The organism is Candidatus Parcubacteria bacterium (assembly GCA_023131895.1).
Classification (GTDB): domain Bacteria; phylum Patescibacteriota; class Minisyncoccia; order Minisyncoccales; family JAGMDC01; genus JAGLYZ01.
The window spans coordinates 141,294-164,230 of the sequence record JAGLYZ010000002.1; the positions used below are offsets into that span (position 1 = coordinate 141,294).

Below are 22,937 nucleotides of genomic sequence, written 5' to 3' on the forward strand. Positions count from 1 at the left end.
TTTTGTTACCAAATTTTTACTAAAAATCGCTTTCTTTTAATTTAACTCATTTTCGGGGTTTTAGCAATAAAAAAAATGCCCATAATGGGCTTTTTTTGGTTTTTTTTCTTGATTTTTAACAGGGAATAAAAAAAAAAAGCGAAATCAAGATGATCCCGCCATTACTATTTGGGTTTCTATTTTCTTTTTGTTGCCTTCTAATCCTTTTATGTTGTCGTCCAATGCTTCTATCTCGGTTTGCAGCTTTCTTATTAATACCCGATCTTTATTTTTGTCTAATCCTGCTTTTTGGCTTTCCTTAATTCTTTTTTTCCCTTCTATTGCATCTATATCTTTGTTCAAAAATATTATATTAGTCCGTAGTTTCATTATTTCTTTTCTATTCTCCATTTTTATCACCTCCTTTGTTCTCCCTATTCTTAAATTAAAATGCTATTCGTCCTTTTTTTATTCTACCAAAAAACCGTAGCGCAGGCAAAACGAGGACTGCGATTTTATAAGCTCGCAATGAGCTTGCCGAAGTGCAGGACATCGTAAACGATGTTAGAACTATTATTCAGCGACAAATCGAGCATATCTACATCCCGGATTTAAGTCCACAAGCCTACAATCTTAATTTAACAAAATAAATTGAGAGATTTTTGTTTTTTAAATAACCTAATAAAACGCAAAAAATTATAAAAAAATTGCTGAAAAACCCAATAAAAATTTTTCAGCATTATTTTAACTTTTGTGAGTTGGGAATTTTCGTCCAATTACCGCTTTTCCTGTCAAGCAGTATATCACCGTCGATGTCTGTCCATTTGACAACCGTTTCGTCTACTTCTACATTATTATCGTCTTTATTTTTTGTGCAGATAAGTTCTTCCCCATACCAAATCTCTACAACTCGTCCGCCTTTCTTGATCTCTAGCTTCACAACATCACTAATATGCGAAAATAGATTCCCCATCGCGTTCAATACCTCAGGAGCTATTTCCGCTCCTCTATTTTTAATTTCTTTTCTATCTTTCTTTCCTTTCACTTTTTATCATCCTCCTATCTTTATAACTATTTTTCAGTTTATATATTCTAAAATATAAGTCAACACCCTTAAAAACAAAAAACCGCAACGCCGGCACAACGATGGCTGCGGTTTTGAGCTGCAGGGGCAGAGGGAGTCGAACCCCCATCAACGGTTTTGGAAACCGCTATTCTGCCATTGAACTATGCCCCTATATTAGCGCGGAGTTGAAGACAGTCGCTCTGCAAGTTGAGCTACGCCACTATTTCTTCATCTCTTTATGCGCTGTATGCTTTTTGCACCACTTGCAGAATTTCTTCAATTCAATACACGGATTTTTTAATAAGGTTAGCAGTTCCTTAATGGAATTATATTTCGTATAATCATTACCCTAAAACATAATAAATACTTCTGCCTTTTCCTACCTTTTTTATCACTTCTTCTTCAACTAAATCCTGTGATAATTTATAAGCTGTCTTGTTGCTCACTTTTAGTAAATTTCTAATCTGTATAAAAGTGTGTGTCAAGGTTTGAATGCTGTTAGCTCTACTTGGTATGGAATTCTTTCTCCTTTTAATTCGTCCCACATCTCCTTGTTTATTGTCAGAATTGGAATCTCGGTTCTTATCAATGGGAATCTTTCTTGGTAGCATTCAATTGTGTTGCCGTTGTAGGGATTTCTAATTTGAACTTTTACCGTCTTCTTGCTGGTTGGCTTTCCCACGCAATAAAGATGAGCATCTTCGCAAGCCGTTGTGCAGTAATGGATTTCTCCCTCTATCTTCTGTATCGTTGATTGTGTTTTATTCTTTGTAGTATTTCTTTTGAGGTATTGCTCAATGTTTTCCTTATGTTCCTCGTAGGTCTTGGCGAGATGGATTTGCCCGTCGCTGTCGTGCAGGTAGTAAAAGTAATCGCTGGGCTGGTCGTGAACTACTGCTTCAATTGCTGCCAGTCCTGGATTGCAGATTGGTGCTGGCGGTCTACCTTCGTGCAGGTAGGTATTGTAGGGCGATTCTATTTTGTATTCCTCTGGCGTTACTGGTCTCCACCAATTACCTTCCTCTCCCACGATGTATTGAATAGTTGCGTCTATCTGGAGAGGCATTGGCTTGAGTAACCTGTTCCAAATAATTCCCGCTATCAATGGCATTTCTTCTTGGTTGGCTGCTTCTCTTTGAATGATGGAAGCCAGTATGATTGCCGTGTCATTGCGGATGTTCTGCCCTTTGAATTCTTTGAAAATTGCTTGGCATTTCTCATTAAAAGCATTTTCCATTCTTTTGGCTACTTTCTTACCTGCATCTCTAATATTAAGCACCTCAAGTAAGTAGGTATTAGGAAATAAGTATCCTTCTTTAGCATAATTTAAGAATTCCTCTTTTGTATCATCTGACCAATAAAGTCCCCCTTGTAACATCTCGGCAATCTCTTCTTTCCTTAATCCTTCGGGTATTACTATCCAGTTTTGATATCGATAATTAACCAGTGTTTCTGCTAAATACCAAGCATTCATAGTTTTTGAAATCTTGTATCCGCCTGGCTCTATTTTGCCCTGCCACCCTTTCTTTTTTAGCACATAATTGAATGCCCACTCGCTTCTTATATACCCCTGTTCTTTTAGCTTAGGGATGAGTTCTTCTTCGGTTGTGGTCAGATTGACTACGATTCTCTCTATTTCGGCTTCTTTTTCTGGTGCTGAAAATTGGGATTGAAATGCGAAGACGGCGATTGCTGTCACCAGAATTATTCCGCCTGCGATTCCTATTGTGATTTTTTTATTTCTGGTCACGGTTTTATTTTATTTCTTCATCTCCTTATGTATTGTATGTTTCTTGCACCATTTGCAGAATTTCTTCAATTCTAACTTCTCCTCAAGCATGCCCTTTGACTTGTGGGTAAAATAATTTATTCTTTTGCAGATTTTACACTGCATTTTTACAAATGGTCTCTTTTTTGTTGCCATATTCCTTCGCTTCGCTCAGTCAAATTAAAAATTCAAAATGAAAAGTTAAAAATGACGGAACAAAAATTAAAAATAAACTTTTTGAGCCCGGAGTGAGAATTGGACTCACGGCCTTCTTCTTACCAAGAAGATGTTCTACCACTGAACTATCCGGGCAAAAATGTGGGTGGTGAGGGACTCGAACCCCCGAAGTCCGAAGACATTTGGTTTACAACCAAATGCAATTGCCGCTATGCGAACCACCCAATTTCAATGATAGCTTATCATAAAACTACTTACTTTTCAACCTGTCCTGAACCTATTGAAGGATGATTTTTCTGTGTTCTCTCCGCCATTGTTCAATTTTTTTCTGATTGCCTGATAATAAAACCTTTGGAGCTCGCCATTTTATGCCCTTTTTTGGGTTGAAAACTTCCGGCCTGGTATATTGAGGATATTCAATGAATCCCCTGCCAGTTCTGCCGCGCTTAACTGGAATTCTTTCTTTTAATAACTCTGGCTTGCCGATTACTCTAGGAATTAAGCGAGCTATTGTTTCTATCACAACCATTGCTGGCAATTCGCCTCCCATTAAAACATAATCACCAATAGATAATTCCATATCAGCAATTTTTGCCACTCTTTCGTCAAATCCCTCGTATCTGCCGCAAATTAAAATAAGCTGGTCATTTTTGGAAAGCTGATAAGCTGTTTTTTGATTGAATTTTTTCCCTCTCGGAGTAAATAAAATCGTTTTGGATTGAACAGGGTAAATTTTTTGTTTTATTTTTGTAACTGCTCTAAAGATGGGTTCTACTTTCATCACCATTCCAAAGCCGCCGCCAAAAGGCCTGTCATCAATAACATGATGCTTGTCAAAAGTAAAATCTCTTAAATTATGCACTTTAATCTTAATTAGTTTCCTTTGCTGGGCGCGCAAAAGCAGGCTCTCTTTAAAATAAGAATCAAAAATGCCTGGAAAAATTGTAATAATATCAAAACGCATAGCGATAAGGTGGCGAGGATTTTCTGCTTTCCGAGACCCCGCCTTGGCGGGGAGGAAAGAAGGAAATCCGAGCAAACCAAGAGAATTTTAAAAATTTGCTTCCGAGGCTTAAATAAAAACCGCGCTATCAAATATGATAGCACGGTTTTCTATTGTTTGTAAACAATTTTTGAGATCTCGTTTACTTTTAGAGTTTTAAATCGTCCAGGCCTTCTTTAGCGCTGGTTTCTGTTCTTTCTCGAGGAGCAGCTTTACCACCTTCGGGTTCCTCAATCTTCAAGTTCACCCTTGCATGGTTTTTAAGACCAACAATTCTGACTAAGTTTCTGATAGATCTGGCAGTGGAGCCAGCTTTCCCGATTACCTGACCCATATCTTCAGAATTAATCTTAAGAGAAAGCAATACCCCCATTTCATCTACCTTTCTGTCTACTTTAACATCGTCAGGGTGATCTACTAATCCTTTAATTATGTACTCAAGAAATTCTTTGTCATTATCTTTTGCCATAAGTCTGTACTTTCTTAACTTTATTTTTTTCATTCAGTAGCCCGACCTTTCATTTCATTAAAGCTACTATGATTGTAATTTTACTATTTAATAGAAAAAAGTCAATACCTTACTTGTTTTTATCATCATTTTTTTCTACTTCTTTTTCTGGTTTCTCATCTGTTTTTTCTGGCTCTGCCAGCTTCTCTGCTGGTTTCTCTTGTTCTGCCGGCTTTTCATCTGTTTTTTTTGGCTCTTCTGGTTTTTCTACTGGCTTTTCCTTGTCCGCCGTAGTCCCGCTACGCGGGACGGAGATCGGCTCTTTTGGTTTTTTTTCGGGTTTCTCGCCTTCTTTTTTCTTTTTCTTGGTTGTAGAATGGACAGCTATTTTTTTGCCTTTTATTACTCCTTCTGAAATTAGTAAATTATGGACCCTATCTGATGGTTTAGCTCCGTTTGAAATCCAATGTTGAATTCGCTCTGTTTTTATCTTCTTTTCTTTAGTCAAAGGATTATAGAACCCTAAAATTTCCAAAAACCGGCCCGCTTTAGGAGGGTTTCTTTTATCAGTTACGACAATTCTGAAAAATGCCTGATTCTTTTTTCCTGTTCTTAAAAAACGAATAACTAACATGCTACCATTTTTTTATATTTAATCCATTTTTGGCTGCCGCTTCTTCCGCTTCTTGCTTTGAAGAACCTTTGCCTTCAGCGACCAATTCTTGTTCAAGAAAAACACCGATGACAAAATTCTTATTATGATCCGGCCCCCATTCTTTTAAAACTTTATAGGACGGTGTAATTCCTGCTTTTTCCTGGGATTGTTCTTGAAAAGAAGATTTAGCATCCCTGAAAAGACCTTTTTTAATTATTTCAGGCAGTTCTTTTATTAAATACCTGCGAATAAAACTATCGCAGGGCTCATATCCCTGGTCTAAATACAAAGCTCCTATAAATGCTTCAAGAGTGTTTGCTAATATAAACCGACGAGCCTTGCCTGTTTCTTTTTCTTCACCTTGGGAAAGAAGAAGAAAATCATTAAAACCAATCCTTTTAGCAATTTTTGAAAGCATTTTAGAATTCACTAAAGCTGCGCGCCAATTAGTCATCATGCCTTCTTGTTTTTTCGGATAGCTTTCAAAAAGATATTTAGTAACTACTAGTTCCAGGACTGCATCGCCTAAAAATTCCAACCGTTCATTATGATGAAGATAAAATTTTGGCCTCTCGTTTAAATAGGAACGGTGGATAAACGCCTGAATCAGTAAATTTTTATTTTTGAAATTAATATCTAATTTTTTTTCAAGTGTAGAAAAGTCTTTCACAAAAACACATTAACATTATAACATGCTAACATATAAACAAAATGTTAAAATGTTTATATGCTAAAATGTTAAAATGATTTATTGTTCTATTTCTTTGTAAACAGTTCCTAATACTCCGTTTATAAATTTCCCTGCTGACTCGCCGCTAAATGTCTTTGCCAATTCAATGGCTTCGTTAATGGCTACTTTTGGAGGCACTGCCTCTTTATCGCTGTAAATAAGCTCATAAAGCCCTATCCGTAAAACATTTCTATCTATGATATTTATTTGATCAATGGGCCATTCTGGAGCCGCTTTTTCAATAACTTTATCAAGCTTGGCTAAATTATCCTTTATGCCATGCACTAATTCCCAAACTAAATCAACATTTTCTAATCCAGGGCCAAACTCTTTTATATTCCTTTCTGTTATTTCATTCAACTCGTCTGGTTTTTTGCCGGAAAAATCCCACTCATACAGGCTCTGCATTGCTATTGAACGTGATAAATGACGACTAGCCATAAAATTATTTCTTGCTTAGTCCTTCCATACTTAATGGTTTTGACTTTTTTTCTTGATCTTCTTTTGCCGCAATTTCTTTTTCTTTCTTTTTCTTTTCTTTTTTGGTTAACTTCTTCATTACATCTATAACTTCCATAGTTTTATAATATCCGCAAAAATGGCAAACACTGTGAGGTAAAATTGCTTTTCCGCATTTCGGGCACTTAACTAAAGTCAGCGCTTTGGCAAAGATATGCATTCTGCGCTTATTTCTTCTTGATTTAGTATGTCTTTGTTTTGGAACAGCCATATTCGCGAAGAAAACAAATTTTTCAGCGGAGAAAATCTTGTTTTCATAGCATAGATACTAACAAATATCCTTTTATTTGGCAAGAGTTTGTTTCTTCGTAATTATTTTGTAAACATTCTCAAGAAAGTCGCCGCCAGCGTAACCAATAATAAATGCCAAGGCAGGAGAAAAACCATCTATTCCTAAAAAATCAACACCAAATTCTTTTATGCTCACTGCGGTCAATATTCCAATCATGCCTGAAATAAACATCATAGTAAAAAAATATGGCAGGTCAAAACCAACATTTTTATATGAATACTGATGCTTGATATAGCCAACCAACCCTCTCACTGCTCCACCGCCAAACCCAGCAATTAAAATACTTAAATAAAACATATGTTTATAATAGCATAAAAATAATAAAAACAAAATAAAAAAGAGGGTCAAACTGAAATATTTTCAGATTGCCCTATGTTATTTTGCTAAATATGGACACCTGTGTGCCCATACTGATCACAAGAAATTTTCCTGCCAGTCGCAGAATAATAATACCCTCTTATGCCTGCTTCTGCTGCGTTCTTCTTATACCATTCTTCCCCGCAATTAGCGCAGTCAAAATGAAGACAAATTTTTCCTGCTCCACCAATACATGGGACCTCTTCTGCTTCAACGTATTGCTGACAGCCGCATAGACTATAGATTCTTCCCTTCTTTCCCAAAATATATTTTGGCTTTTTATTTTTATTCTTCACAATCCTCACCTCACTAACTTATACTATATCATCCTTATTATATTTGTCAATAGTTGTTGTAAAACAGGAAAGTGATATAATGAGTTAATGTCAAAATTCACTCATTTGCATGTTCACAGCCATTACTCCCTATTAGATGGTTTGTCAAAAATAGACGAGCTTTTGGACTATGTAAAAGAGTTGGGAATGGATTCAGTCGCATTGACTGACCATGGTGTTTTGTATGGAGCTGTAGAATTCTATAAAAAAGCAAAGGAAAGAGGAATCAAGCCGATTATTGGATGTGAAGTATATATGGCTTATGAAAAAATGGAGCAAAAAAGGCCGAAGATTGATGACAAAAAATATCATTTAGTCCTCTTAGCTAAAAATGAACAAGGTTATAAAAATCTGGTTCAATTAGTAACCAAAGCCCACTTAGAGGGCTTTTATTATAAGCCAAGAATTGACGAAGAGCTTTTATTAAAACACAGCCAGGGATTAATTGGCATGAGCGCTTGTCTGCATGGAAAAATTCCTACTCTTATCCTAAATAAAAAAATTGAACAAGCTGAAAAAATAGCTCTAAGATATAAGAAAATTTTTGGCAAAGACAACTTTTATTTAGAATTACAGCACCATCCTAATCTGCCCGGACAGCAAACAGTTAATGATGCCTTGATTTCTTTTTCTAAAAAACTGGATATTCCATTGGTTGCAACAAATGACTGCCACTATCTCCGGTCTGAAGACAATGAAGCCCAAGATGTTTTAATGTTGATTAATACAGATACAAAAGCTGACGATCCTAACCGCAAAACAATGAAATGGGATGACTACTCAATAAAAAATCCTAAACAGATGATAAATGATTTCAAGGAAGTTCCAGAAGCAATTGAAAATACACAAAAAATCAAAGAACTATGTAATTTTGAATTCAAATTAGGAGAAATAAAACTTCCCTATTTCCCTTTGCCAGAAAAAGAAAATTACGATGGATATTTAAAAAAATTATGCGAGCAAGGATTGGAAAAACGCAAATCCCAAATTACAAACCGCGATGAAGCTTTAAAGCGGTTAGAATACGAATTATCTATAATTAAACAAACCGGCTTTGCTTCTTATTTCTTGATTGTCCAGGACTTTGTCAACTGGGCAAAAGAAAATAGGATTGTTGTCGGCCCTGGCCGCGGAAGCGCAGCTGGCTCTATTGTTTCTTATCTTTTAAATATAACTGATATTAATCCTTTAAAATACAATCTGCTTTTTGAAAGATTTTTAAATCCTTCACGAATCTCAATGCCTGACATTGACCTTGACTTTACTGATTGGAGAAGAGACGAAGTTATAGAATATATAGCTCAAAAATACGGCAGAGACAAAGTTGCCCAAATTATTACTTTTGGAACTATGGCGGCTCGCGCTGTAATAAGAGATGTTGGAAGGGCATTGCAGTATCCTTATATTTACTGTGATAGAATTGCTAAAATGATTCCTTTTGGTTTTACTCTGAAGCAAGCATTAGAAAGAATAGATGAATTCAAGCAACTTTATCAATCAGACGAAAAAGCTGTCACACTTATTGACTTGGCTAAAAAGCTTGAGGGGGTTGTACGTCACGCTTCAACCCATGCCTGCGGCGTAGTTATTTCTGAAAAACCATTAACAGAATTAGTCCCACTTCAACATCCAACCCAGAATGACGAAACAATTATTACCCAATATGAAATGCATTCAATTGAAGATTTAGGATTATTAAAAATGGATCTTTTAGGATTAAAAAACTTGACTATTATTGAAGATACTCTCGCTCGTATTTACAAAGTCCAGAATAAAAGTATAAAAATAGAAGATATTCCCTTAGACGATAAAAAAACTTACGAAATACTGCAAAAAGCACAAAGCACAAGCGTGTTTCAACTGGAAAGCGATGGAATGAAAAGATATTTAAAACAGTTAAAACCAACAGAATTTGAAGATATTATTGCTATGGTTGCCTTATACCGTCCAGGACCTATGCAGTTTATTTCAAGTTATATTAAAGGAAAAAATAATCCCAAAAAAATAAAATATATTCATCCAAAAATAGAGCCAATTTTAAAAAATACCTATGGAATAATGGTTTATCAGGAACAATTAATGCAAGTGACCCAGCAATTAGCCGGTTTCTCTATGGCTGAAGCGGATATATTAAGAAAAGCCGTAGGCAAAAAAATTAAAAAACTTCTTTTAGAGCAAAAAGAAAAATTTATTAAAGGAGCCACAAATGAAGGCGTTCAAAAAGAAATTGCTGAAAAAATCTGGGAATGGATTCTGCCTTTTGCAAGTTACGGATTTAATAGGTCCCACGCGGCTTCTTATGCAATGATCGCTTATAGGACTGCTTACCTTAAAGCTAATTATCCAGTTGAATTTATGGCTGCCGCTTTGACTTCTGAAAAAAATGATATTGAAAAAATTGCTTTTTTAATTGAAGAATGCAAAAAAATGGGAATAGAAGTTTTAGCTCCAGACATTAATGAAAGTTTTAGAAATTTCAGCGTTGTACCTGAAGAGAACAAAATAAGATTTGGCTTGCTGGCGATTAAAAATGTCGGCCATAATGTGGTAGAAGCAATTGTAAGGGAAAGAAAAGAAAAAGGACAATTTCTTTCCATTAATGATTTTATGAATAGAATCAGCTCTAAAGATATTAATAAAAAATCTTTAGAGAGCTTGATTAAAACCGGCGCTTTTGATAGGTTTGAAGAAAGAAACAAACTTTTGCAAAACATGGAAAAGCTATTGGAATTTAGCAGGGAAACACATAAAAATAAAACCAACGGGCAAAAAGGACTTTTTGATTCTTTTTCAGGAAATAGCCAAGGAAAAAATTTGAATAATAACAGCATAACCCTTGCTTCTGCTCCATTAGCCGCAAAAAAAGAAAGATTAAACTGGGAAAAAGAACTTTTAGGATTATATATTACCAGTCATCCATTAGAAGATTTTAAAAAAGCTTTTGAAAAAAAAGTTCTGCCGTTATTTAAAATCTCTCAAGATATAACTGGTAAAATAGTAAGAATCGGAGGCGTAATTTGCGGTATAAAGAAAATCATTGCTAAAAACGGCAAGCCAATGCTTTTTGTCAAATTAGAAGACCAAACAGATAAAATTGAATTAGTGGTTTTCCCTTCAATTATTGAACAAAATCCAACTATTTTTCAAGAGAATAAAATTGTAATGGTAAAAGGAAGGGTTGATAATCGCGGCGGAGTTCCTAAAATAATCTGCAACGAAATTGAGGAAGTAGTTGAAGAAAGTTAATATGGTAAAAATTGAAACAATCAGGCATTCATTAGCTCATATATTGGCAGCAGCAGTCCAGGAAATGTATCCGGGAGTTAAGTTTGGCATTGGGCCAGCAATAGAAAACGGTTTTTATTATGATTTTGATTTGCCGCAGTCCATATCCCCTACTGACTTGCCAAAAATTGAAAAAAAAATGCGAGAGATGATTAAAAAAAACATCTCTTTTAAGAAATCTAATTTATCGAAGTCCGACTTCGATAAATTATTTAAAGACCAGCCATACAAATTAGAATTGCTTAACCAGGTTAAGCAACCAACTGTTTATCAAGTTGGTGACTTTATTGATTTGTGTAAGGGACCGCATATTAAATCATTAAAAGAAATACCAATTGATGCGTTTAAACTAACAAAAATTGCTGGCGCTTATTGGAAAGGAGATGAAAAAAATCCAATGCTCACTCGGATTTATGGAATTGCTTTTCAAACAAAAAAAGAACTTCAGAATTATCTTCATCAACAAAAAGAAGCAGAGAAACGAGACCATCGTATTTTGGGTCAAAAATTAGAATTATTTATGTTCGATGAAGAAATAGGCGCTGGACTGCCAATCTGGCTTCCAAAAGGAGCAATTCTAAAAAAAATTATAGAAGATTATTTATACAAGGAGCTAACTGAACAGGGCTATGATTGGCTCTGGACTCCACATATTGGCAATTTGAATTTATGGAAAAAATCTGGGCATTGGGATTTTTACAGAGAATATATATACTCTCCTATTCAGATAGATGAAGAAAAATATCTATTAAAGCCAATGAATTGCCCTTTTCATATTAAGGCATATCAAAACAAAATCAGAAGTTATCGGAATTTACCAATAAAATATGCTGAACTTGGAACTGTTTATCGTTATGAAAAATCTGGTGTACTGCACGGTTTAACCAGAGTTCGCGGATTTACCCAAGATGATGCTCATATTTTCTGCACTAAAGAACAATTAAGCGAAGAGTTGGTGAAACTCTTAAAATATACCTTAAAAATTCTTAAAACCTTTGGCTTTAATGATTACGATGTTTATCTATCCACTCGTCCCAAGAAATATGTCGGCTCTATTAAAAATTGGCAAAAGGCCTTTAATTCTTTAAAATTTGCTTTGGATAAATCAGGTATAAAATATAAAATTGACCCTGGCGAAGGCGTGTTTTATGGACCTAAAATTGATATTAAAATAAATGACTCTTTGGCTAGGGCTTGGCAATGCACTACTATTCAAGTTGACTTTAACTTGCCGGAAAAATTTAAGATAACCTATATTGATGAAAAAGGAAAAAAACAACAACCCATTATGATTCATAGAGCGCTTTTAGGAAGCATAGAAAGGTTTATTGGCGTCTTGCTTGAACATTATGCCGGCGCTTTTCCTTTGTGGCTCTCGCCTGTTCAGGTTTGGGTTATCCCAGTGGGAACCCGGCACGAAAAATACGCTCAACTCGTCCGAGAACGGTTCTTGGACATTGGTTGCCGAGTAGAACTAAAAGATGAAAATGAGACGGTATCTAAAAAAATTCGCGAAGGAGAAATTGAAAAGATTCCTTATCTTTTAGTAGTCGGCGATAAAGAACAAAAATCTAAATCAGTTCGGGTAAGAGAAAGAGAAAAAGGAGACATCGGAATGATGAAATTAGAAAAATTTATCAAAAAAATATGTTTTCTCAAGAAACAGAAAAACTAATCCAAAAATACCAGGAATGGCATCAATCCCTCCAACCAAAAAAGGGTGTTTCTACTATTCATGTAGATGAAGTTGCTGCCAGAGTAGCCGCTTTTTATGAAAAAATAAAAGGGGTGATTGATTGGAAAGAAGAACATCTTTTAAGAAAAAGAGCTATTGAGCGGTCTCTAAAAAGAAGAATTATTTTTGGCCAAGAAAAAAGAGAAGGTATGGCTGAATCATTAATTTACGAATTGATTAGGGGCGGACATTTTCTCAATGATACTATTCCTGAATCAAAAATAACAGTTGTTGATAAACTCATTGACAAATACTTTTATATTTTAGAAAACAGACCCAATAGGCCAGAAAAAGAAAAAAAAGAACTACAAGATTGGCTCATAGAAATTGCCAGTTATGAATTAGAAAAAACTCTTTCCCCTCCTGTAAAAGAAGAAGTATTGATTGAATATATGTTTGGATTAATAAAAGAACAAATAAAAATTCGGGAAGGAACTATTAGCATGGCAGGAATAACAATAGAAAAAATGACAGAGAATGAAAAAAATATTCAAATTTATATCGCTGTCCAGAAAGCTCTTTTCAAGGTAGACGATTCCATAATTGGTTATAATCTTTTAGAAAAACAATATATAGGATGGGATGATCTTTCTCCTTCTTCTTCCCTACTTTTAGAGATTGCTCAAAATATCTATTCCACTAAAAGAAAAGTTGAAAAAGCTCTCTATCATCCTTTAGCTCAAAAATTCTATCATCTTTGCGAAAAATATGATACTCCTTATTTAATTTTAGGAGATGTTATAGAGGAAAATCCAATGAAAGTAAAAGAAAATTTTGAAAAGCCGGAAATTTTAGAAGAATTGATTAAAAAATCCTATAACAAAAGGGTAATTAAATTAAAAGGAGTAATGAGAAGAGCAGCTATTTATAGCACTCTCTCTATTTTTATAACTAAAATGGTTTTAGCTTTATCAATTGAAATACCTTTTGATAAATTTATTACTAGTGATTTTAATTATCTCAGCTTAGGGGTGAATATTCTTTTCCCTCCTTTTTTGATGTTTCTTTTGGTAGCAAGCGTTAGAGCTCCAAAAAAAGAAAATCTTCAAAGAGTGATAATAGAAGTTATGAAGCTTGTTTTTGTAAGAGAAAAAAAAGATATTTATGAAATAAAGATACCGAAAAAGAGAGGTAAAATTTTAAATAGCATAATTCTTGGCATTTACTTTCTGGCTTTTGTTCTTTCATTTGGTATAATTATATTAATACTCCAAAGATTAGATTTCGGAACTGTTTCTATGATTATATTTCTTTTATTCCTGTCAATGATTAGTTTTTTTGGAGTAAAAATCAGAGAAAGAGGCAAGGAGCTTACAATAGAAAAAGAAAAAGAAACATTTTTAGGCACTCTTTTTGATTTCTTTACTCTGCCAGTAGTAAGCACAGGAAGATGGTTTTCAAAAAAATGGGCTAAATTAAACATTGCTTTAATTATCGCTGCTCTAATTGATATGCCTTTTCTTTCTTTTGTAAAATTCTTAGAGCAATGGCGATATTTTTTAAAAGAGAAAAAAGAGGAAATACACTAATTTCATTTTAACATTCAAACATTTTAACATTTTTAATTTAAATTTTGTTCAAATGTTTATATGTTTGTCTATCTATATGATATATGAACTCAAATGAGTTTTTTATTCCCTTAATCTTAATCGCTTTTTGTTTGGGATTAGGAGTAATCTCAACGGCCTCTGCTGAGATGCCTATAACAGACGCTGCTCTTGATGAAAATATTTATGCAGAATATCTAGATATTGAAGAACCAACTTTATTACCGGATAGTTCTTTTTATTTCTTAAAAAACTGGGGTCGAGGAATCCAGTCTTTCTTTACTTTTAACCCAATAAAAAAAGCTGAATTGAAATCAAAATTTGCTAACGAGAAATTAATAGAACTAAAAAAAATAGTTGAGTTAAAGAAAAAGCCAAAAATTATCAACAAAGCCATAGATAACTATCAAGATGAAATGGATGAAATTAAGGAAGCATCTGAAAAAATAAAAGAAAAGGCGGAAGAAAATACAGATGTGGAAAAGTTTTTAAATAAATTCATCAAACATGAATTCCTGCATCAAAACCTCCTTACTAAATTAGAAACCCAGGTTCCAACTGAAGTATTTGAAAAAATAAAACAAGCTCGAGAAAGACATCTTGAAAGATTTGCTGAAGTAATGGCAAAACTGCAAGATAAAGCGAATATTAGTGAAAGATTAGAGAAAAATCTGGAAGAAATAATGGGCAGTCAATTTAAAAATTTCAAGAGTTTAGAAGTTTTATTAGAGCTTGAAGAAAAAGTTCCAGAACAGGCAAAAGAATCAATTAGAAAAGCTCAAGAAAATGTGCTCAAAAGATTGCATAGAGATTTAGAGAAGATGTCTCTTGAAGACCATAAAAGATTTGAAGATTATCTTGAAGAAATTAGCGGGAATGAAGAAAAACATTTGGAGATTTTGGAGAATTTAGAATCAGAGATACAAAAAGCGTCAAAAACATCAAAAAATATTCAATTAAAGCAAAGAATGATCGAATGGAAAGCAAAAATTTTAGAGCGGGAAAAAGAATGAATAAATTATGAAAAAATATTGGATCATTACTTATGGGTGTCAGATGAATAAATCTGACAGTGAACGGATTGCTTTAACTCTGGAAACAATGAAATACTTATCCGCCTCAAAAATAGATGAGGCGGATTTGATTGTGGTTAATATGTGTTCTGTGCGGCAATCAGCTGTTGACCGAGTTTATGGCAATATTAAAAACTTTGATAAACTCAAAAAAAAGAATAAAAAACTTAAAATTATTCTAACTGGCTGTATCACTAAATATGACTTGAAAAAACTTAAAGAAAAATTTGATTATGTTTTATCTATTAAGAGCTTGCCTCACTGGAAAAAGTTATTGAAGAAGAAAAAGTATATCTATTATCCAAACCAAATAAAAAGCCGAGAACAGTTCTCGGCAAATATGCCGAGAACTGTTCTCGGCACATTAAGTTGTAACTATTTAAAAATTAAACCAAAATACACCACTAAGTTTTCTGCCTATATCCCTGTTGTTATTGGATGTAATAATTTTTGTTCTTATTGTGTTGTCCCATATACTCGGGGGCAAGAAATTTCAAGGTCTGCAGAAGATATTGTGAAAGAAGTAAAAAATTTAGTTAAAAAAAGATACAAGGAAATATGGCTGCTTGGTGAAAATGTGAATTCTTATTCATCAAACAAGGTTAATTTTTCTAAATTGTTAAAAATGATAAATGATATTCCTGGCGACTTTTGGATAAGATTTACTTCTTCTCATCCCAAAGATTTTTCTGACGAATTAATTAAAACAATTGCTAAGTGCGAGAAAGTAACAAAATATATCAGTTTGCCTATTCAGTCAGGAGATGATGAAATTTTAAAAAAAATGAACCGGCCTTATACTGTTAGAAATTATAAAAATTTAGTTAAAAAAATCAGGAAAGAAATTCCTAATCTTACTTTATCTACTGATGTAATTGTAGGTTTCCCTGGAGAAACAAAAAAACGGTTTCAAAATACTGTCAATTTTTTCAAAGAAACAAGCTTTGATATGGCATATATCGCCCAGTACTCTCCAAGGCCAGGCACTGCCGCTTATAAGATGAAAGATACTGTTTCTCACCAAGAAAAAGAAAGAAGAGATAAGGTTTTGACTGAAGTTCTAAAAAAAACTGCTTTAAAAAACAATAAAAAATACATTGGAAAAATAGTTGAAGTTCTGTCAGAATACGAAAGAAAGAACTGGTTGATTGGAAAGACTAGAGAATATAAGACTATTAAATTTCAAAGTTTAAGAAGTCCGACTTCCTTAAGGAAGTCGGACTTCGGCAAATTTGTAAGAGTAAAAGTTACTGACGCTATCCCTTGGGGACTCAAAGGCCATTTAATATAAAGAGAACAGTTCTCCTAAAGAGAACTGTTCTCTAAAAGTTAATTCTGAAATAAAAAAGAAGGTGGTAATTAAATAATCCACCTTTATTTATTTTAATCTTTCGTATGCCCCCTGAGTGAGTCGAAGTTCTCCATTTTTCTTCTCTATATCGTTAGAAAGTATATCTTTTCCTTCCCATGAGTACAATATTTTTTTCTTCTTCCCCATTTCAGTTCTTTCTTCTTGTATTACTGCTGATATCCTTTTTTCTTCAGCCCAAGCGATTAAACACCGCCAATTACAGAAATCCGCTGGTTTTCCAAAGGTAAGATCTAATCCAAAATCTCTCTCTTTGCCTTTAGATTCTATAGTTTTATAATTCTCATCTATTTCTTCTCCGCACTCATCGCAAAATCTTTTTTCCATTTTCTTTTTCACCTCCTATTCTTCTTCTTAAACTGCTACTTTTAAATTATCACTGTCAAAAATTAAGTCAAGTTTTTTCTCAAAATCTTGCTAACTGTTTCCGGTTTTGCCTTGCCTCTGGTAGCTGCCATTACCTGGCCTATTAAAAATTGAAGGGCGTTTTCTTTTCCTTTTTTATAATCTTCAACTGGTTTTGTATTTTTAGAAATTACTTGTTTTACTGCCTTTTCAATTTCTATTTCATCGGTCACTTGGCTCAATTCCTTTTCTTTAATAATGTGCGACGGATCAGCTCCAGTTTTAAACATCTCATTTAAAACTATTTTGGCGATCTTCGAGGAAATTTCTTTTTTATAAAGCAAAGTGATAAACTCAGCAAAATTTTCTGAAGTAATTAACCCTTCACCTCCTTTTAATAATCTCTGTAAATCAGTAATAAGGTAATTAGAGCAAATTTTTGATAGCCTTAAAAATTCCTGTCTATCAACTTTTCTTTTTATATCTGCTTCTTTTATCCAGTTTCTTAGCTCTGACATTACTTTTTCAAAATATTCTCCAAGATTTTTGTTTTGAACAAAAACTTCTATCTCATTATCTGACAAATCATATTCTGCTTTAAATCTCTCTCTTTTGGCTTGAGGCAATTCTTCTATTTCATTTTTTATTTTATTAATATCTATATCCATAAAATGACGAGGATTTTCTGCTTTCCGAGACGCGTAGGGCTCTCCCCGTTCTGCTTACAGAACGAGGGATAAAGCGCAAGGAAAGAAGGAAATCCTCGTAATTTAAATTATTAATTTTTGAAGCAAAGCATTGGCAGGTCTGGTTCTGGAAAATATCTATAATCATGAGCTTCCTCTTTTTCTCTTTGGCTTATTGTTATTTGTTTTGTATCGTGCCAGCCCCGTGTTTCTTGAATAATTTTCTTACCAGTTTTTAAAATTTCTCCCTGCCTTTTAATTTCATAATCAATCCCCTTTTCTACTGCTCGAAAAGAATTCAAGTTTTTGATTTCTACTTTAGTTCCTAATTTCTTGTCTTTTCCTAATGAGATATTAGCTTCAACTCTCATTTCTCCCTTTTCCATATCTGCATCAGACACATCAAGATACCTTAATATCATTTGCAGCTCTTGAGCAAATCTTCTGGCTTCTCTTGCTGAATGAATATCTGGGTCTGTCACCAATTCCATTAGAGGAACACCTGCTCTGTTGAAATCAACTAAAGAATAATCTGCTTTAGAAGGATGAATCAGCCGTGCTGTATCTTCCTCAAGATGAATTTCCCTTATCTTTATTCTCTTATTGTTAATCTCTAAGGCACCATTTCTGCATAAAGGCGAATAAAACTGGCTAATTTGGTATGCCTTTGGCAAATCAGGATAAAAATAGTTTTTTCTGTCAAATTTTGAAGATTCTGGAATTTGACAATTCAAAGCCAAACCGGTTTTAATTACTTTTTTTATTGCTTCCTTATTTATAACCGGCAAAGTGCCTGGATGAGCCGTGCAAACAGGACAGATATTAGTGTTAGCCTGCTTTTCATCTGAATTATTAATACAGGAACAAAACATTTTTGATTTTGTTTTCAGTTCGGCATGGATTTCCAGACCGATGGTTGGGAAATAACTCATAAAATCATTTTTTAACTTCCTTTATAATTGATACTCCGGAACTAGTGCCAATAATGTCTGCGCTGGCTTTGATGGATTCTTTCACATCAGCCAGAGTTCTAATCTTTCCAGCCACTTTAATTTTCAAACCCGGCGCTCCCTTCTTCATTAATTTTAGATGAAAATATTTTTCTTTTAATTCCCGATGCTCCAAGGGATCTTTTTCAGTTGCTGTTTTAACGCAAAAGGCATCGGCTTTTTTGACAATTTGAGATGCCTTAACAATCTCTTCATCAGTTAGATAACCAGAGCCAATAATTACTTTTGTTGGTAAAATTTTACAAATTCCTTTTAAATCCTTTAAAACTTTATCATATTTCTCATATTTTAAGTCAACGATATTCATTACTATATCCAATTCATCTGCGCCGTCTTTCTTTGCCTTCTGGCACATTTTGAGCCGTTTTTGATGCAAACTCAAACCCATTGGCGGATCAATTAAAACCACCACTTTTACCCTGTTAAATAATTTCGCTTTTGGCGAAATTCCCCGATTTATCGGGGATTTAACAGGGTGAACCCCTGTTCCGCTCAATTCTTTTTTAACTAACTTCACCCATTCTGGATTTATGCAAACACTCCGAAAACCATACTGCTTTGCCTCATCACAGGTTTTTTTAATATCCTTAATAGTTGCGTCCTGCTTAATGTTTGTGTGGTCAATGCATTTAGCAATATTTTTCATATGATAAAAATTTTTTACTATTATTTTATAATACCACATTTTCGCAGATAAAAAAAGAAGGCCTCAAAAATTAGAAGCCATAAATTTTTTTATTTTTGTATATTTTGTTCTCTTATACCATAAAGGTTTCGTAATGTTCAGTCAAAGTGTCAAGTAGCTCTTCCAAAGTTCCTGTCCAGTTTCCTCCTGCTTGAAAAAATGCCTCACACATGCTCTTTTTTGTCTTAAACGTAGCAGGTTCTATGCATTTTCCTATTCGCCAACAGTTTGGACCAATTTGCGCTCGCAACTCGGGATACTTCGCCAATTTTTTTGTTATTGGAATTCCCACCTCATTTCTTATTTCCCACTACGCCACTCCTTCGCTTCTTGCTCTGGATGTCTCAATTACAGCAAAACCTTTTCCATACATCATTGCTTTGGCTTCCTGGCCAAGTAAAAGATAGTAAACAAAATTTGAGTCGCGCTTTTCTATTAACGCTATCTGCTTTTGCTTTACCTCTTTGGCTATCTCTTGGTAATCTTCCCTCGCTGCTTCAGAAAAAGTAGACGGAACAACGAATGTCCCTCTCTTGCTTATTCCCTCCAATGGCTCAATCTCACAAAGCAATAATCTCTGTCTCACTAACTGCGCATACATCGCCAAACTTCCGCTAACTTCCGTATCAATAGAAAGAGCGTAAATATCTCCCCTATATACAACAGAAGTTCTTTGTCTAATCTCTTCCTTTCCCCAAAATTTCCATTCCGAAGGCAGTGTCTCCTGCAATAATTCCAGACCGAATTCTTTCTTAACCAATGTCTCAACTTTTTCACCGATTTCTTTGAATTCCTGTAATGACGTATTTTTCAGAGCATTTGCCAGTTTTTCTAAATAGCGAGGTGTGCTAGAAAATATCATCCTTGTCAATACCCCTTCTGGCAGTAAATATCTTGCGTCTTGTTCTGGAACTCCACCGCTCACCGCTCTCTCATAAGCCTCAAAAGCCATCTCTCCAAAATTACTAACTGCCTCATTGTATCTATTTGGCTTTATCACCTTAAATGATGCTTCTATGCCAGCGCCGAAAACCAAATTATTGACATTCACCATCCGCCAGATATAAATCGCTGCCAGCCGTGAGATATCTTCTAGGATTATAGCATGGGGTAAGAAATCACCTAGTATTAGATGTCTATGCTTTGTCATTATCTCGTTCACTAATTTCTTAGATTCTTCCTTGTCTGCTCGACGTTCTTCGTAAATATCTCGGATGCTTCCTTTTTCAAACGGCGTCTGAGAGATTTTCACTCCTACTGCAGCCAATATAATCGGCTCATCTTCCAAAAAACCAACTTTTACCATTTTTTATCACCACCATTTTAAAACCACTTCTCCTTTATTTCCATCTATGATAATGTAGTCTCCGGAATTAATTATTTCTGTTGCCCTCTCTGTTCCTGCAACGCAAGGAATCCCCATCTCTCTGGCTATTATTGCTCCGTGTGAAGTACTTCCTCCTTGATTCGTCACTATTCCTATCAGATTCATTGCTCTCAAAAAATCAACTGCATCGAGAGTTAAACTTTCTGTCACCAGTATTTTCTTTTCATCTCTCAAATTCATTGGCGATTTCTCAAACTCTTTTACTGAGACGAACTGCATTACCATTGCTGTTCCTTCAGCTCTGCCGGGCGAAGCACGAATTCCCTTAAACATTGTTGTATTATCTAATTTTACAACTTCGCCCTTTTTCTTGTACCCATCTCTATCTTCCAAACGTTTTAATCCTGCTTCCAAAGCATCGAATACATTTACTTTTCTGGAAATCATCAGTGCTATCAAATGACACATTGCTTCACCATAAATTGAAATTTCGTCTTTGTGAACACCAACAACTCGAGCTTCTGGATTGTATTCCGGGTCATGGTAAATAAATTTTGCTATATCGCCAAGTTGAGACAGGAGAACCGAAACTCTGTATAATGCATCTTCTCTATACTCCTCTGCTAACCAAAGATGTACTCTTTCTTCTATCTCTTCTATTTCCATTTTCTATCATCTCCTTCTTTTTTTCTCATTTCTCTCTATATTCTTTTTTTAATATTCTGTTTTTACCTCCATTTTTATCTTATCTATATTAAATAAAATGTCAATAAATTGTAATACACAGCCAAAAAAAATAAAGAGGCATAAAAACCTCTTTGTTAAATGTGATAAAAATTAAAAGAGCTAAAAATGAAAAGAGCTAAAAAATAGAAATGAGGGATAAAAGAAAACCCTCTAAATTTATATATTGTTTATTTTTTAAAGCCGATTTACCGATTTTCTTATCGTCTCAGACTTGCTAACATAAGAGCTATTTTATGTATGTATTTAGCTCTTTCTGTCAACTCTGTGGCAATAGCTATCTTTTCTAACTGACTCATTTCTAGTACCTCCAGTTTTCATTTTACTCTTTCCAATAAATTTGTCAAGATGTCTTCTCTGTTTTTACTGTTTTATCTCTCTTTCCCAACATTGTATAGTTGTCTCTATCTCTATTTCTCTTTCTTCTAAGTATTGCTGAAAATCCGGATCGTCTTCTTCTTGTCCTTTGAGTGATAATATCAATTGGTCAATCTCTATTCCTTTCACTCTTGCTATTTTTCTGGCAAGAGTTTCCTGTCTATTCGGCTCTCTTTCTTCAGACATTTCTCTTTACTCCTTTCTTGTTATGCTGCCAGACAAGTTTAAAACCCTTGCCCTCATCACTTTTAAGAAAAGTGTCTAACTCATTCTCTGAAATGTCATCACGCACTTCAGAAGTTTCCCTGTTCCAAACTATTACATATTCTATCTCTTCTCCCATTTTTTCCCCTCTTTAATTTTATGTGTGCTGTAATTTTACACTATCAAAAATAAAAAGGGGGGTCAACCCCTATTTTAATCCTTTCCGTATTGATGCTGGTCATCTAAAATGTCTTTTTCCTGCCAGTCGTGAACCCAGTCCTGAATATTGAAAATTTTATATTTTCCCTCTTCAGTTGAGCAAATTACTCTATTTAAGCCAGCATTGATAATCATTTTTTTACAAATAAAGCAAGGTATAGCATTTTTCATTTCTCCTTTCTGATCCTCACAGTAAAGAAACATATCACCGCCGAGTAAACTCACACCAGCCCGAGCAGCGTTAATTATAGCATTTTGTTCAGCATGCACGCTTCTACAAAGTTCGTATCTCTGACCATGGGGAATTTTTAATTGGTCTCTTAAACAATTTCCCCTTTCAAGGCAGTCCTTAGTGTTTCTTGGAGCGCCAACATAACCGGTAGCGATAATCTGGTCGTCTCGGACAATAATTGCCCCAAACTTCATTCGCATACAAGTTGAACGTTGGGCAACTTCTCGGGCAATATTCAAATAATATTGGTCTTTTGATGGACGCATCATCGCTTTGCTAAATTAAAAAGTTAGAACGAAAAAAAATTATTTTAGCGAAGAAAACAGATTTTTCAAAGCAAAAAATCTACTCTACCTCAATTCCCATTTGGCGGGCTGTGCCTTCAATAATTTTCATTGCCTGCTCTATATCTAAAGCATTCAAATCAGGCAATTTCTTTTCAGCAATTTCTTGGAGCTGAGCTCTTGTAATCTTAGCCACTTTTGTTTTGTTAGGTGTTCCAGAACCCTTTTCAATAGCAGCTGCTTTTTTTAAAAGTTCAGCGGCTGTAGGTTGTTTTAATTTAAAATCATAGGTTCTGTCTTCATAAACCGTAATTTCTACCGGAATTTTAAAACCAACAAGCTCTTTAGAAGCATCATTAAATTTTTGGCAAAATTCAGCGATATTAAGCCCATACTGCGCCAAAGCCGAACCTACTGGCGGCGCAGGCGTTGCTTTGCCAGCTTCAATCTGTAATTTTACAATAGCTTTTATTTTTTTTGCCATA

General features: G+C 34.5%; 28 protein-coding genes and 3 tRNA genes. 5 read left to right on the forward strand and 26 right to left on the reverse strand.

Going from position 1 to position 22,937, the window contains the following annotated elements; genetic code table 11:
* Positions 1 to 144: 144 nt before the first annotated feature.
* The 16 genes from KAT95_01440 to KAT95_01515 form a co-directional block, all read right to left on the reverse strand.
* Positions 145 to 390 (reverse strand): hypothetical protein, encoded by a 246-nt coding sequence (locus KAT95_01440; protein MCK4520516.1) that lies wholly within the window; start codon positions 388 to 390, stop codon positions 145 to 147.
* A gap of 328 nt (positions 391 to 718) precedes the next feature.
* On the reverse strand, positions 719 to 1,024 hold the full coding sequence (locus tag KAT95_01445; protein MCK4520517.1) for a hypothetical protein: 306 nt from the start codon (positions 1,022 to 1,024) through the stop codon (positions 719 to 721).
* A 121-nt stretch (positions 1,025 to 1,145) separates the two neighbouring features.
* A tRNA-Trp gene (locus KAT95_01450) sits at positions 1,146 to 1,216 on the reverse strand.
* Between the two features lie 49 nt (positions 1,217 to 1,265).
* Positions 1,266 to 1,367, reverse strand: coding sequence for a 50S ribosomal protein L33 (gene rpmG / locus KAT95_01455; protein ID MCK4520518.1), 102 nt, complete (start codon positions 1,365 to 1,367; stop codon positions 1,266 to 1,268).
* Between the two features lie 159 nt (positions 1,368 to 1,526).
* Positions 1,527 to 2,795 (reverse strand): endolytic transglycosylase MltG, encoded by a 1,269-nt coding sequence (gene mltG, locus KAT95_01460; GenBank protein MCK4520519.1) that lies wholly within the window; start codon positions 2,793 to 2,795, stop codon positions 1,527 to 1,529.
* A 9-nt stretch (positions 2,796 to 2,804) separates the two neighbouring features.
* Positions 2,805 to 2,969 carry a 50S ribosomal protein L33 gene (rpmG, locus tag KAT95_01465; GenBank protein MCK4520520.1) on the reverse strand — a complete coding sequence of 55 codons (165 nt, stop codon included), beginning with the start codon at positions 2,967 to 2,969 and terminating at the stop codon, positions 2,805 to 2,807.
* Between the two features lie 84 nt (positions 2,970 to 3,053).
* Positions 3,054 to 3,125 (reverse strand) — tRNA-Thr (locus tag KAT95_01470).
* A gap of 7 nt (positions 3,126 to 3,132) precedes the next feature.
* Positions 3,133 to 3,214, reverse strand: a tRNA-Tyr gene (locus KAT95_01475).
* Between the two features lie 53 nt (positions 3,215 to 3,267).
* Positions 3,268 to 3,954: a tRNA (guanosine(37)-N1)-methyltransferase TrmD gene (trmD, locus tag KAT95_01480; protein MCK4520521.1), complete on the reverse strand. Its 687-nt coding sequence runs from the start codon at positions 3,952 to 3,954 to the stop codon at positions 3,268 to 3,270.
* A gap of 187 nt (positions 3,955 to 4,141) precedes the next feature.
* On the reverse strand, positions 4,142 to 4,462 hold the full coding sequence (locus KAT95_01485) for a KH domain-containing protein (protein ID MCK4520522.1): 321 nt from the start codon (positions 4,460 to 4,462) through the stop codon (positions 4,142 to 4,144).
* 109 nt (positions 4,463 to 4,571) lie between these two features.
* On the reverse strand, positions 4,572 to 5,075 hold the full coding sequence (gene rpsP / locus KAT95_01490; protein ID MCK4520523.1) for a 30S ribosomal protein S16: 504 nt from the start codon (positions 5,073 to 5,075) through the stop codon (positions 4,572 to 4,574).
* Position 5,076: 1 nt separating this feature from the next.
* On the reverse strand, positions 5,077 to 5,766 hold the full coding sequence (gene rnc / locus KAT95_01495) for a ribonuclease III (protein ID MCK4520524.1): 690 nt from the start codon (positions 5,764 to 5,766) through the stop codon (positions 5,077 to 5,079).
* Between the two features lie 78 nt (positions 5,767 to 5,844).
* On the reverse strand, positions 5,845 to 6,267 hold the full coding sequence (gene nusB / locus KAT95_01500; protein ID MCK4520525.1) for a transcription antitermination factor NusB: 423 nt from the start codon (positions 6,265 to 6,267) through the stop codon (positions 5,845 to 5,847).
* A gap of 4 nt (positions 6,268 to 6,271) precedes the next feature.
* Positions 6,272 to 6,556 (reverse strand): 50S ribosomal protein L32, encoded by a 285-nt coding sequence (gene rpmF / locus KAT95_01505; GenBank protein MCK4520526.1) that lies wholly within the window; start codon positions 6,554 to 6,556, stop codon positions 6,272 to 6,274.
* Between the two features lie 72 nt (positions 6,557 to 6,628).
* Positions 6,629 to 6,934 (reverse strand): hypothetical protein, encoded by a 306-nt coding sequence (locus KAT95_01510; GenBank protein MCK4520527.1) that lies wholly within the window; start codon positions 6,932 to 6,934, stop codon positions 6,629 to 6,631.
* Between the two features lie 86 nt (positions 6,935 to 7,020).
* The gene (locus KAT95_01515; protein ID MCK4520528.1) at positions 7,021 to 7,290 is read right to left on the reverse strand and encodes a hypothetical protein; all 270 of its coding nucleotides are present in this window, start codon (positions 7,288 to 7,290) and stop codon (positions 7,021 to 7,023) included.
* Between the two features lie 87 nt (positions 7,291 to 7,377).
* Between KAT95_01515 and KAT95_01520 the strand changes: the two genes are divergently transcribed.
* The 5 genes from KAT95_01520 (at position 7,378) to miaB (ending at position 16,260) form a co-directional block, all read left to right on the forward strand.
* The gene (locus tag KAT95_01520) at positions 7,378 to 10,575 is read left to right on the forward strand and encodes a DNA polymerase III subunit alpha (GenBank protein MCK4520529.1); all 3,198 of its coding nucleotides are present in this window, start codon (positions 7,378 to 7,380) and stop codon (positions 10,573 to 10,575) included.
* Between the two features lies 1 nt (position 10,576).
* Positions 10,577 to 12,289 carry a threonine--tRNA ligase gene (locus tag KAT95_01525; protein MCK4520530.1) on the forward strand — a complete coding sequence of 571 codons (1,713 nt, stop codon included), beginning with the start codon at positions 10,577 to 10,579 and terminating at the stop codon, positions 12,287 to 12,289.
* On the forward strand, positions 12,262 to 13,878 hold the full coding sequence (locus KAT95_01530) for a hypothetical protein (protein ID MCK4520531.1): 1,617 nt from the start codon (positions 12,262 to 12,264) through the stop codon (positions 13,876 to 13,878). The genes KAT95_01525 and KAT95_01530 overlap by 28 nt, the downstream gene beginning before the upstream one ends.
* An 83-nt stretch (positions 13,879 to 13,961) precedes the next feature.
* Positions 13,962 to 14,909, forward strand: coding sequence for a hypothetical protein (locus KAT95_01535; protein MCK4520532.1), 948 nt, complete (start codon positions 13,962 to 13,964; stop codon positions 14,907 to 14,909).
* 7 nt (positions 14,910 to 14,916) lie between these two features.
* Entirely contained in the window at positions 14,917 to 16,260 is a 1,344-nt protein-coding gene (miaB, locus tag KAT95_01540; protein ID MCK4520533.1) for a tRNA (N6-isopentenyl adenosine(37)-C2)-methylthiotransferase MiaB, read from the forward strand.
* Between the two features lie 87 nt (positions 16,261 to 16,347).
* On the opposite strand, the gene KAT95_01545 is transcribed toward miaB, so the two are convergent.
* The 10 genes from KAT95_01545 to rplK form a co-directional block, all read right to left on the reverse strand.
* Complete coding sequence (locus KAT95_01545; GenBank protein MCK4520534.1) at positions 16,348 to 16,665, reverse strand: hypothetical protein; 318 nt, start codon at positions 16,663 to 16,665, stop codon at positions 16,348 to 16,350.
* A 62-nt stretch (positions 16,666 to 16,727) separates the two neighbouring features.
* Positions 16,728 to 17,351, reverse strand: a complete 624-nt coding sequence (locus KAT95_01550) for a hypothetical protein (protein ID MCK4520535.1) — start codon at positions 17,349 to 17,351, stop codon at positions 16,728 to 16,730.
* Positions 17,352 to 17,461: 110 nt separating this feature from the next.
* Positions 17,462 to 18,301, reverse strand: coding sequence for an Asp-tRNA(Asn)/Glu-tRNA(Gln) amidotransferase subunit GatB (gene gatB / locus KAT95_01555; protein MCK4520536.1), 840 nt, complete (start codon positions 18,299 to 18,301; stop codon positions 17,462 to 17,464).
* A gap of 4 nt (positions 18,302 to 18,305) precedes the next feature.
* Positions 18,306 to 19,025, reverse strand: coding sequence for a 2-deoxyribose-5-phosphate aldolase (locus KAT95_01560; GenBank protein ID MCK4520537.1), 720 nt, complete (start codon positions 19,023 to 19,025; stop codon positions 18,306 to 18,308).
* Positions 19,026 to 19,374: 349 nt separating this feature from the next.
* A complete protein-coding gene (locus KAT95_01565) occupies positions 19,375 to 20,370 on the reverse strand; it encodes an FAD-dependent thymidylate synthase (GenBank protein ID MCK4520538.1) in 996 nt (331 codons plus the stop codon).
* A 6-nt stretch (positions 20,371 to 20,376) separates the two neighbouring features.
* Entirely contained in the window at positions 20,377 to 21,057 is a 681-nt protein-coding gene (locus KAT95_01570) for a hypothetical protein (protein ID MCK4520539.1), read from the reverse strand.
* A gap of 441 nt (positions 21,058 to 21,498) precedes the next feature.
* Positions 21,499 to 21,699, reverse strand: a complete 201-nt coding sequence (locus KAT95_01575; GenBank protein MCK4520540.1) for a hypothetical protein — start codon at positions 21,697 to 21,699, stop codon at positions 21,499 to 21,501.
* Positions 21,692 to 21,856, reverse strand: a complete 165-nt coding sequence (locus KAT95_01580; protein MCK4520541.1) for a hypothetical protein — start codon at positions 21,854 to 21,856, stop codon at positions 21,692 to 21,694. Before KAT95_01580 ends, KAT95_01575 begins: the two co-directional genes overlap by 8 nt.
* A gap of 74 nt (positions 21,857 to 21,930) precedes the next feature.
* The gene (locus KAT95_01585; GenBank protein MCK4520542.1) at positions 21,931 to 22,437 is read right to left on the reverse strand and encodes a dCMP deaminase family protein; all 507 of its coding nucleotides are present in this window, start codon (positions 22,435 to 22,437) and stop codon (positions 21,931 to 21,933) included.
* A 76-nt stretch (positions 22,438 to 22,513) separates the two neighbouring features.
* Positions 22,514 to 22,936 (reverse strand): 50S ribosomal protein L11, encoded by a 423-nt coding sequence (rplK, locus tag KAT95_01590; protein ID MCK4520543.1) that lies wholly within the window; start codon positions 22,934 to 22,936, stop codon positions 22,514 to 22,516.
* Between the last annotated feature and the right edge of the window lies 1 nt (position 22,937).

Excerpts from the sequence above, each read along its gene's own strand:
- KAT95_01440 (MCK4520516.1), bottom strand. The coding sequence starts at position 390 with ATGGAGAATAGAAAAGAAATAATGAAACTACGGACTAATATAATATTT.
- rpmG (MCK4520520.1), bottom strand. The coding sequence starts at position 2,969 with ATGGCAACAAAAAAGAGACCATTTGTAAAAATGCAGTGTAAAATCTGC.
- trmD (MCK4520521.1), bottom strand. The coding sequence starts at position 3,954 with ATGCGTTTTGATATTATTACAATTTTTCCAGGCATTTTTGATTCTTAT.
- KAT95_01485 (MCK4520522.1), bottom strand. The coding sequence starts at position 4,462 with ATGGCAAAAGATAATGACAAAGAATTTCTTGAGTACATAATTAAAGGA.
- rpsP (MCK4520523.1), bottom strand. The coding sequence starts at position 5,075 with ATGTTAGTTATTCGTTTTTTAAGAACAGGAAAAAAGAATCAGGCATTT.
- nusB (MCK4520525.1), bottom strand. The coding sequence starts at position 6,267 with ATGGCTAGTCGTCATTTATCACGTTCAATAGCAATGCAGAGCCTGTAT.
- rpmF (MCK4520526.1), bottom strand. The coding sequence starts at position 6,556 with ATGGCTGTTCCAAAACAAAGACATACTAAATCAAGAAGAAATAAGCGC.
- KAT95_01510 (MCK4520527.1), bottom strand. The coding sequence starts at position 6,934 with ATGTTTTATTTAAGTATTTTAATTGCTGGGTTTGGCGGTGGAGCAGTG.
- KAT95_01520 (MCK4520529.1), top strand. The coding sequence starts at position 7,378 with ATGTCAAAATTCACTCATTTGCATGTTCACAGCCATTACTCCCTATTA.
- KAT95_01525 (MCK4520530.1), top strand. The coding sequence starts at position 10,577 with ATGGTAAAAATTGAAACAATCAGGCATTCATTAGCTCATATATTGGCA.
- KAT95_01530 (MCK4520531.1), top strand. The coding sequence starts at position 12,262 with ATGTTTTCTCAAGAAACAGAAAAACTAATCCAAAAATACCAGGAATGG.
- KAT95_01535 (MCK4520532.1), top strand. The coding sequence starts at position 13,962 with ATGAACTCAAATGAGTTTTTTATTCCCTTAATCTTAATCGCTTTTTGT.
- miaB (MCK4520533.1), top strand. The coding sequence starts at position 14,917 with ATGAAAAAATATTGGATCATTACTTATGGGTGTCAGATGAATAAATCT.
- KAT95_01545 (MCK4520534.1), bottom strand. The coding sequence starts at position 16,665 with ATGGAAAAAAGATTTTGCGATGAGTGCGGAGAAGAAATAGATGAGAAT.
- KAT95_01550 (MCK4520535.1), bottom strand. The coding sequence starts at position 17,351 with ATGGATATAGATATTAATAAAATAAAAAATGAAATAGAAGAATTGCCT.
- gatB (MCK4520536.1), bottom strand. The coding sequence starts at position 18,301 with ATGAGTTATTTCCCAACCATCGGTCTGGAAATCCATGCCGAACTGAAA.
- KAT95_01560 (MCK4520537.1), bottom strand. The coding sequence starts at position 19,025 with ATGAAAAATATTGCTAAATGCATTGACCACACAAACATTAAGCAGGAC.
- KAT95_01565 (MCK4520538.1), bottom strand. The coding sequence starts at position 20,370 with ATGGTAAAAGTTGGTTTTTTGGAAGATGAGCCGATTATATTGGCTGCA.
- KAT95_01570 (MCK4520539.1), bottom strand. The coding sequence starts at position 21,057 with ATGGAAATAGAAGAGATAGAAGAAAGAGTACATCTTTGGTTAGCAGAG.
- KAT95_01575 (MCK4520540.1), bottom strand. The coding sequence starts at position 21,699 with ATGTCTGAAGAAAGAGAGCCGAATAGACAGGAAACTCTTGCCAGAAAA.
- KAT95_01580 (MCK4520541.1), bottom strand. The coding sequence starts at position 21,856 with ATGGGAGAAGAGATAGAATATGTAATAGTTTGGAACAGGGAAACTTCT.
- KAT95_01585 (MCK4520542.1), bottom strand. The coding sequence starts at position 22,437 with ATGATGCGTCCATCAAAAGACCAATATTATTTGAATATTGCCCGAGAA.
- rplK (MCK4520543.1), bottom strand. The coding sequence starts at position 22,936 with ATGGCAAAAAAAATAAAAGCTATTGTAAAATTACAGATTGAAGCTGGC.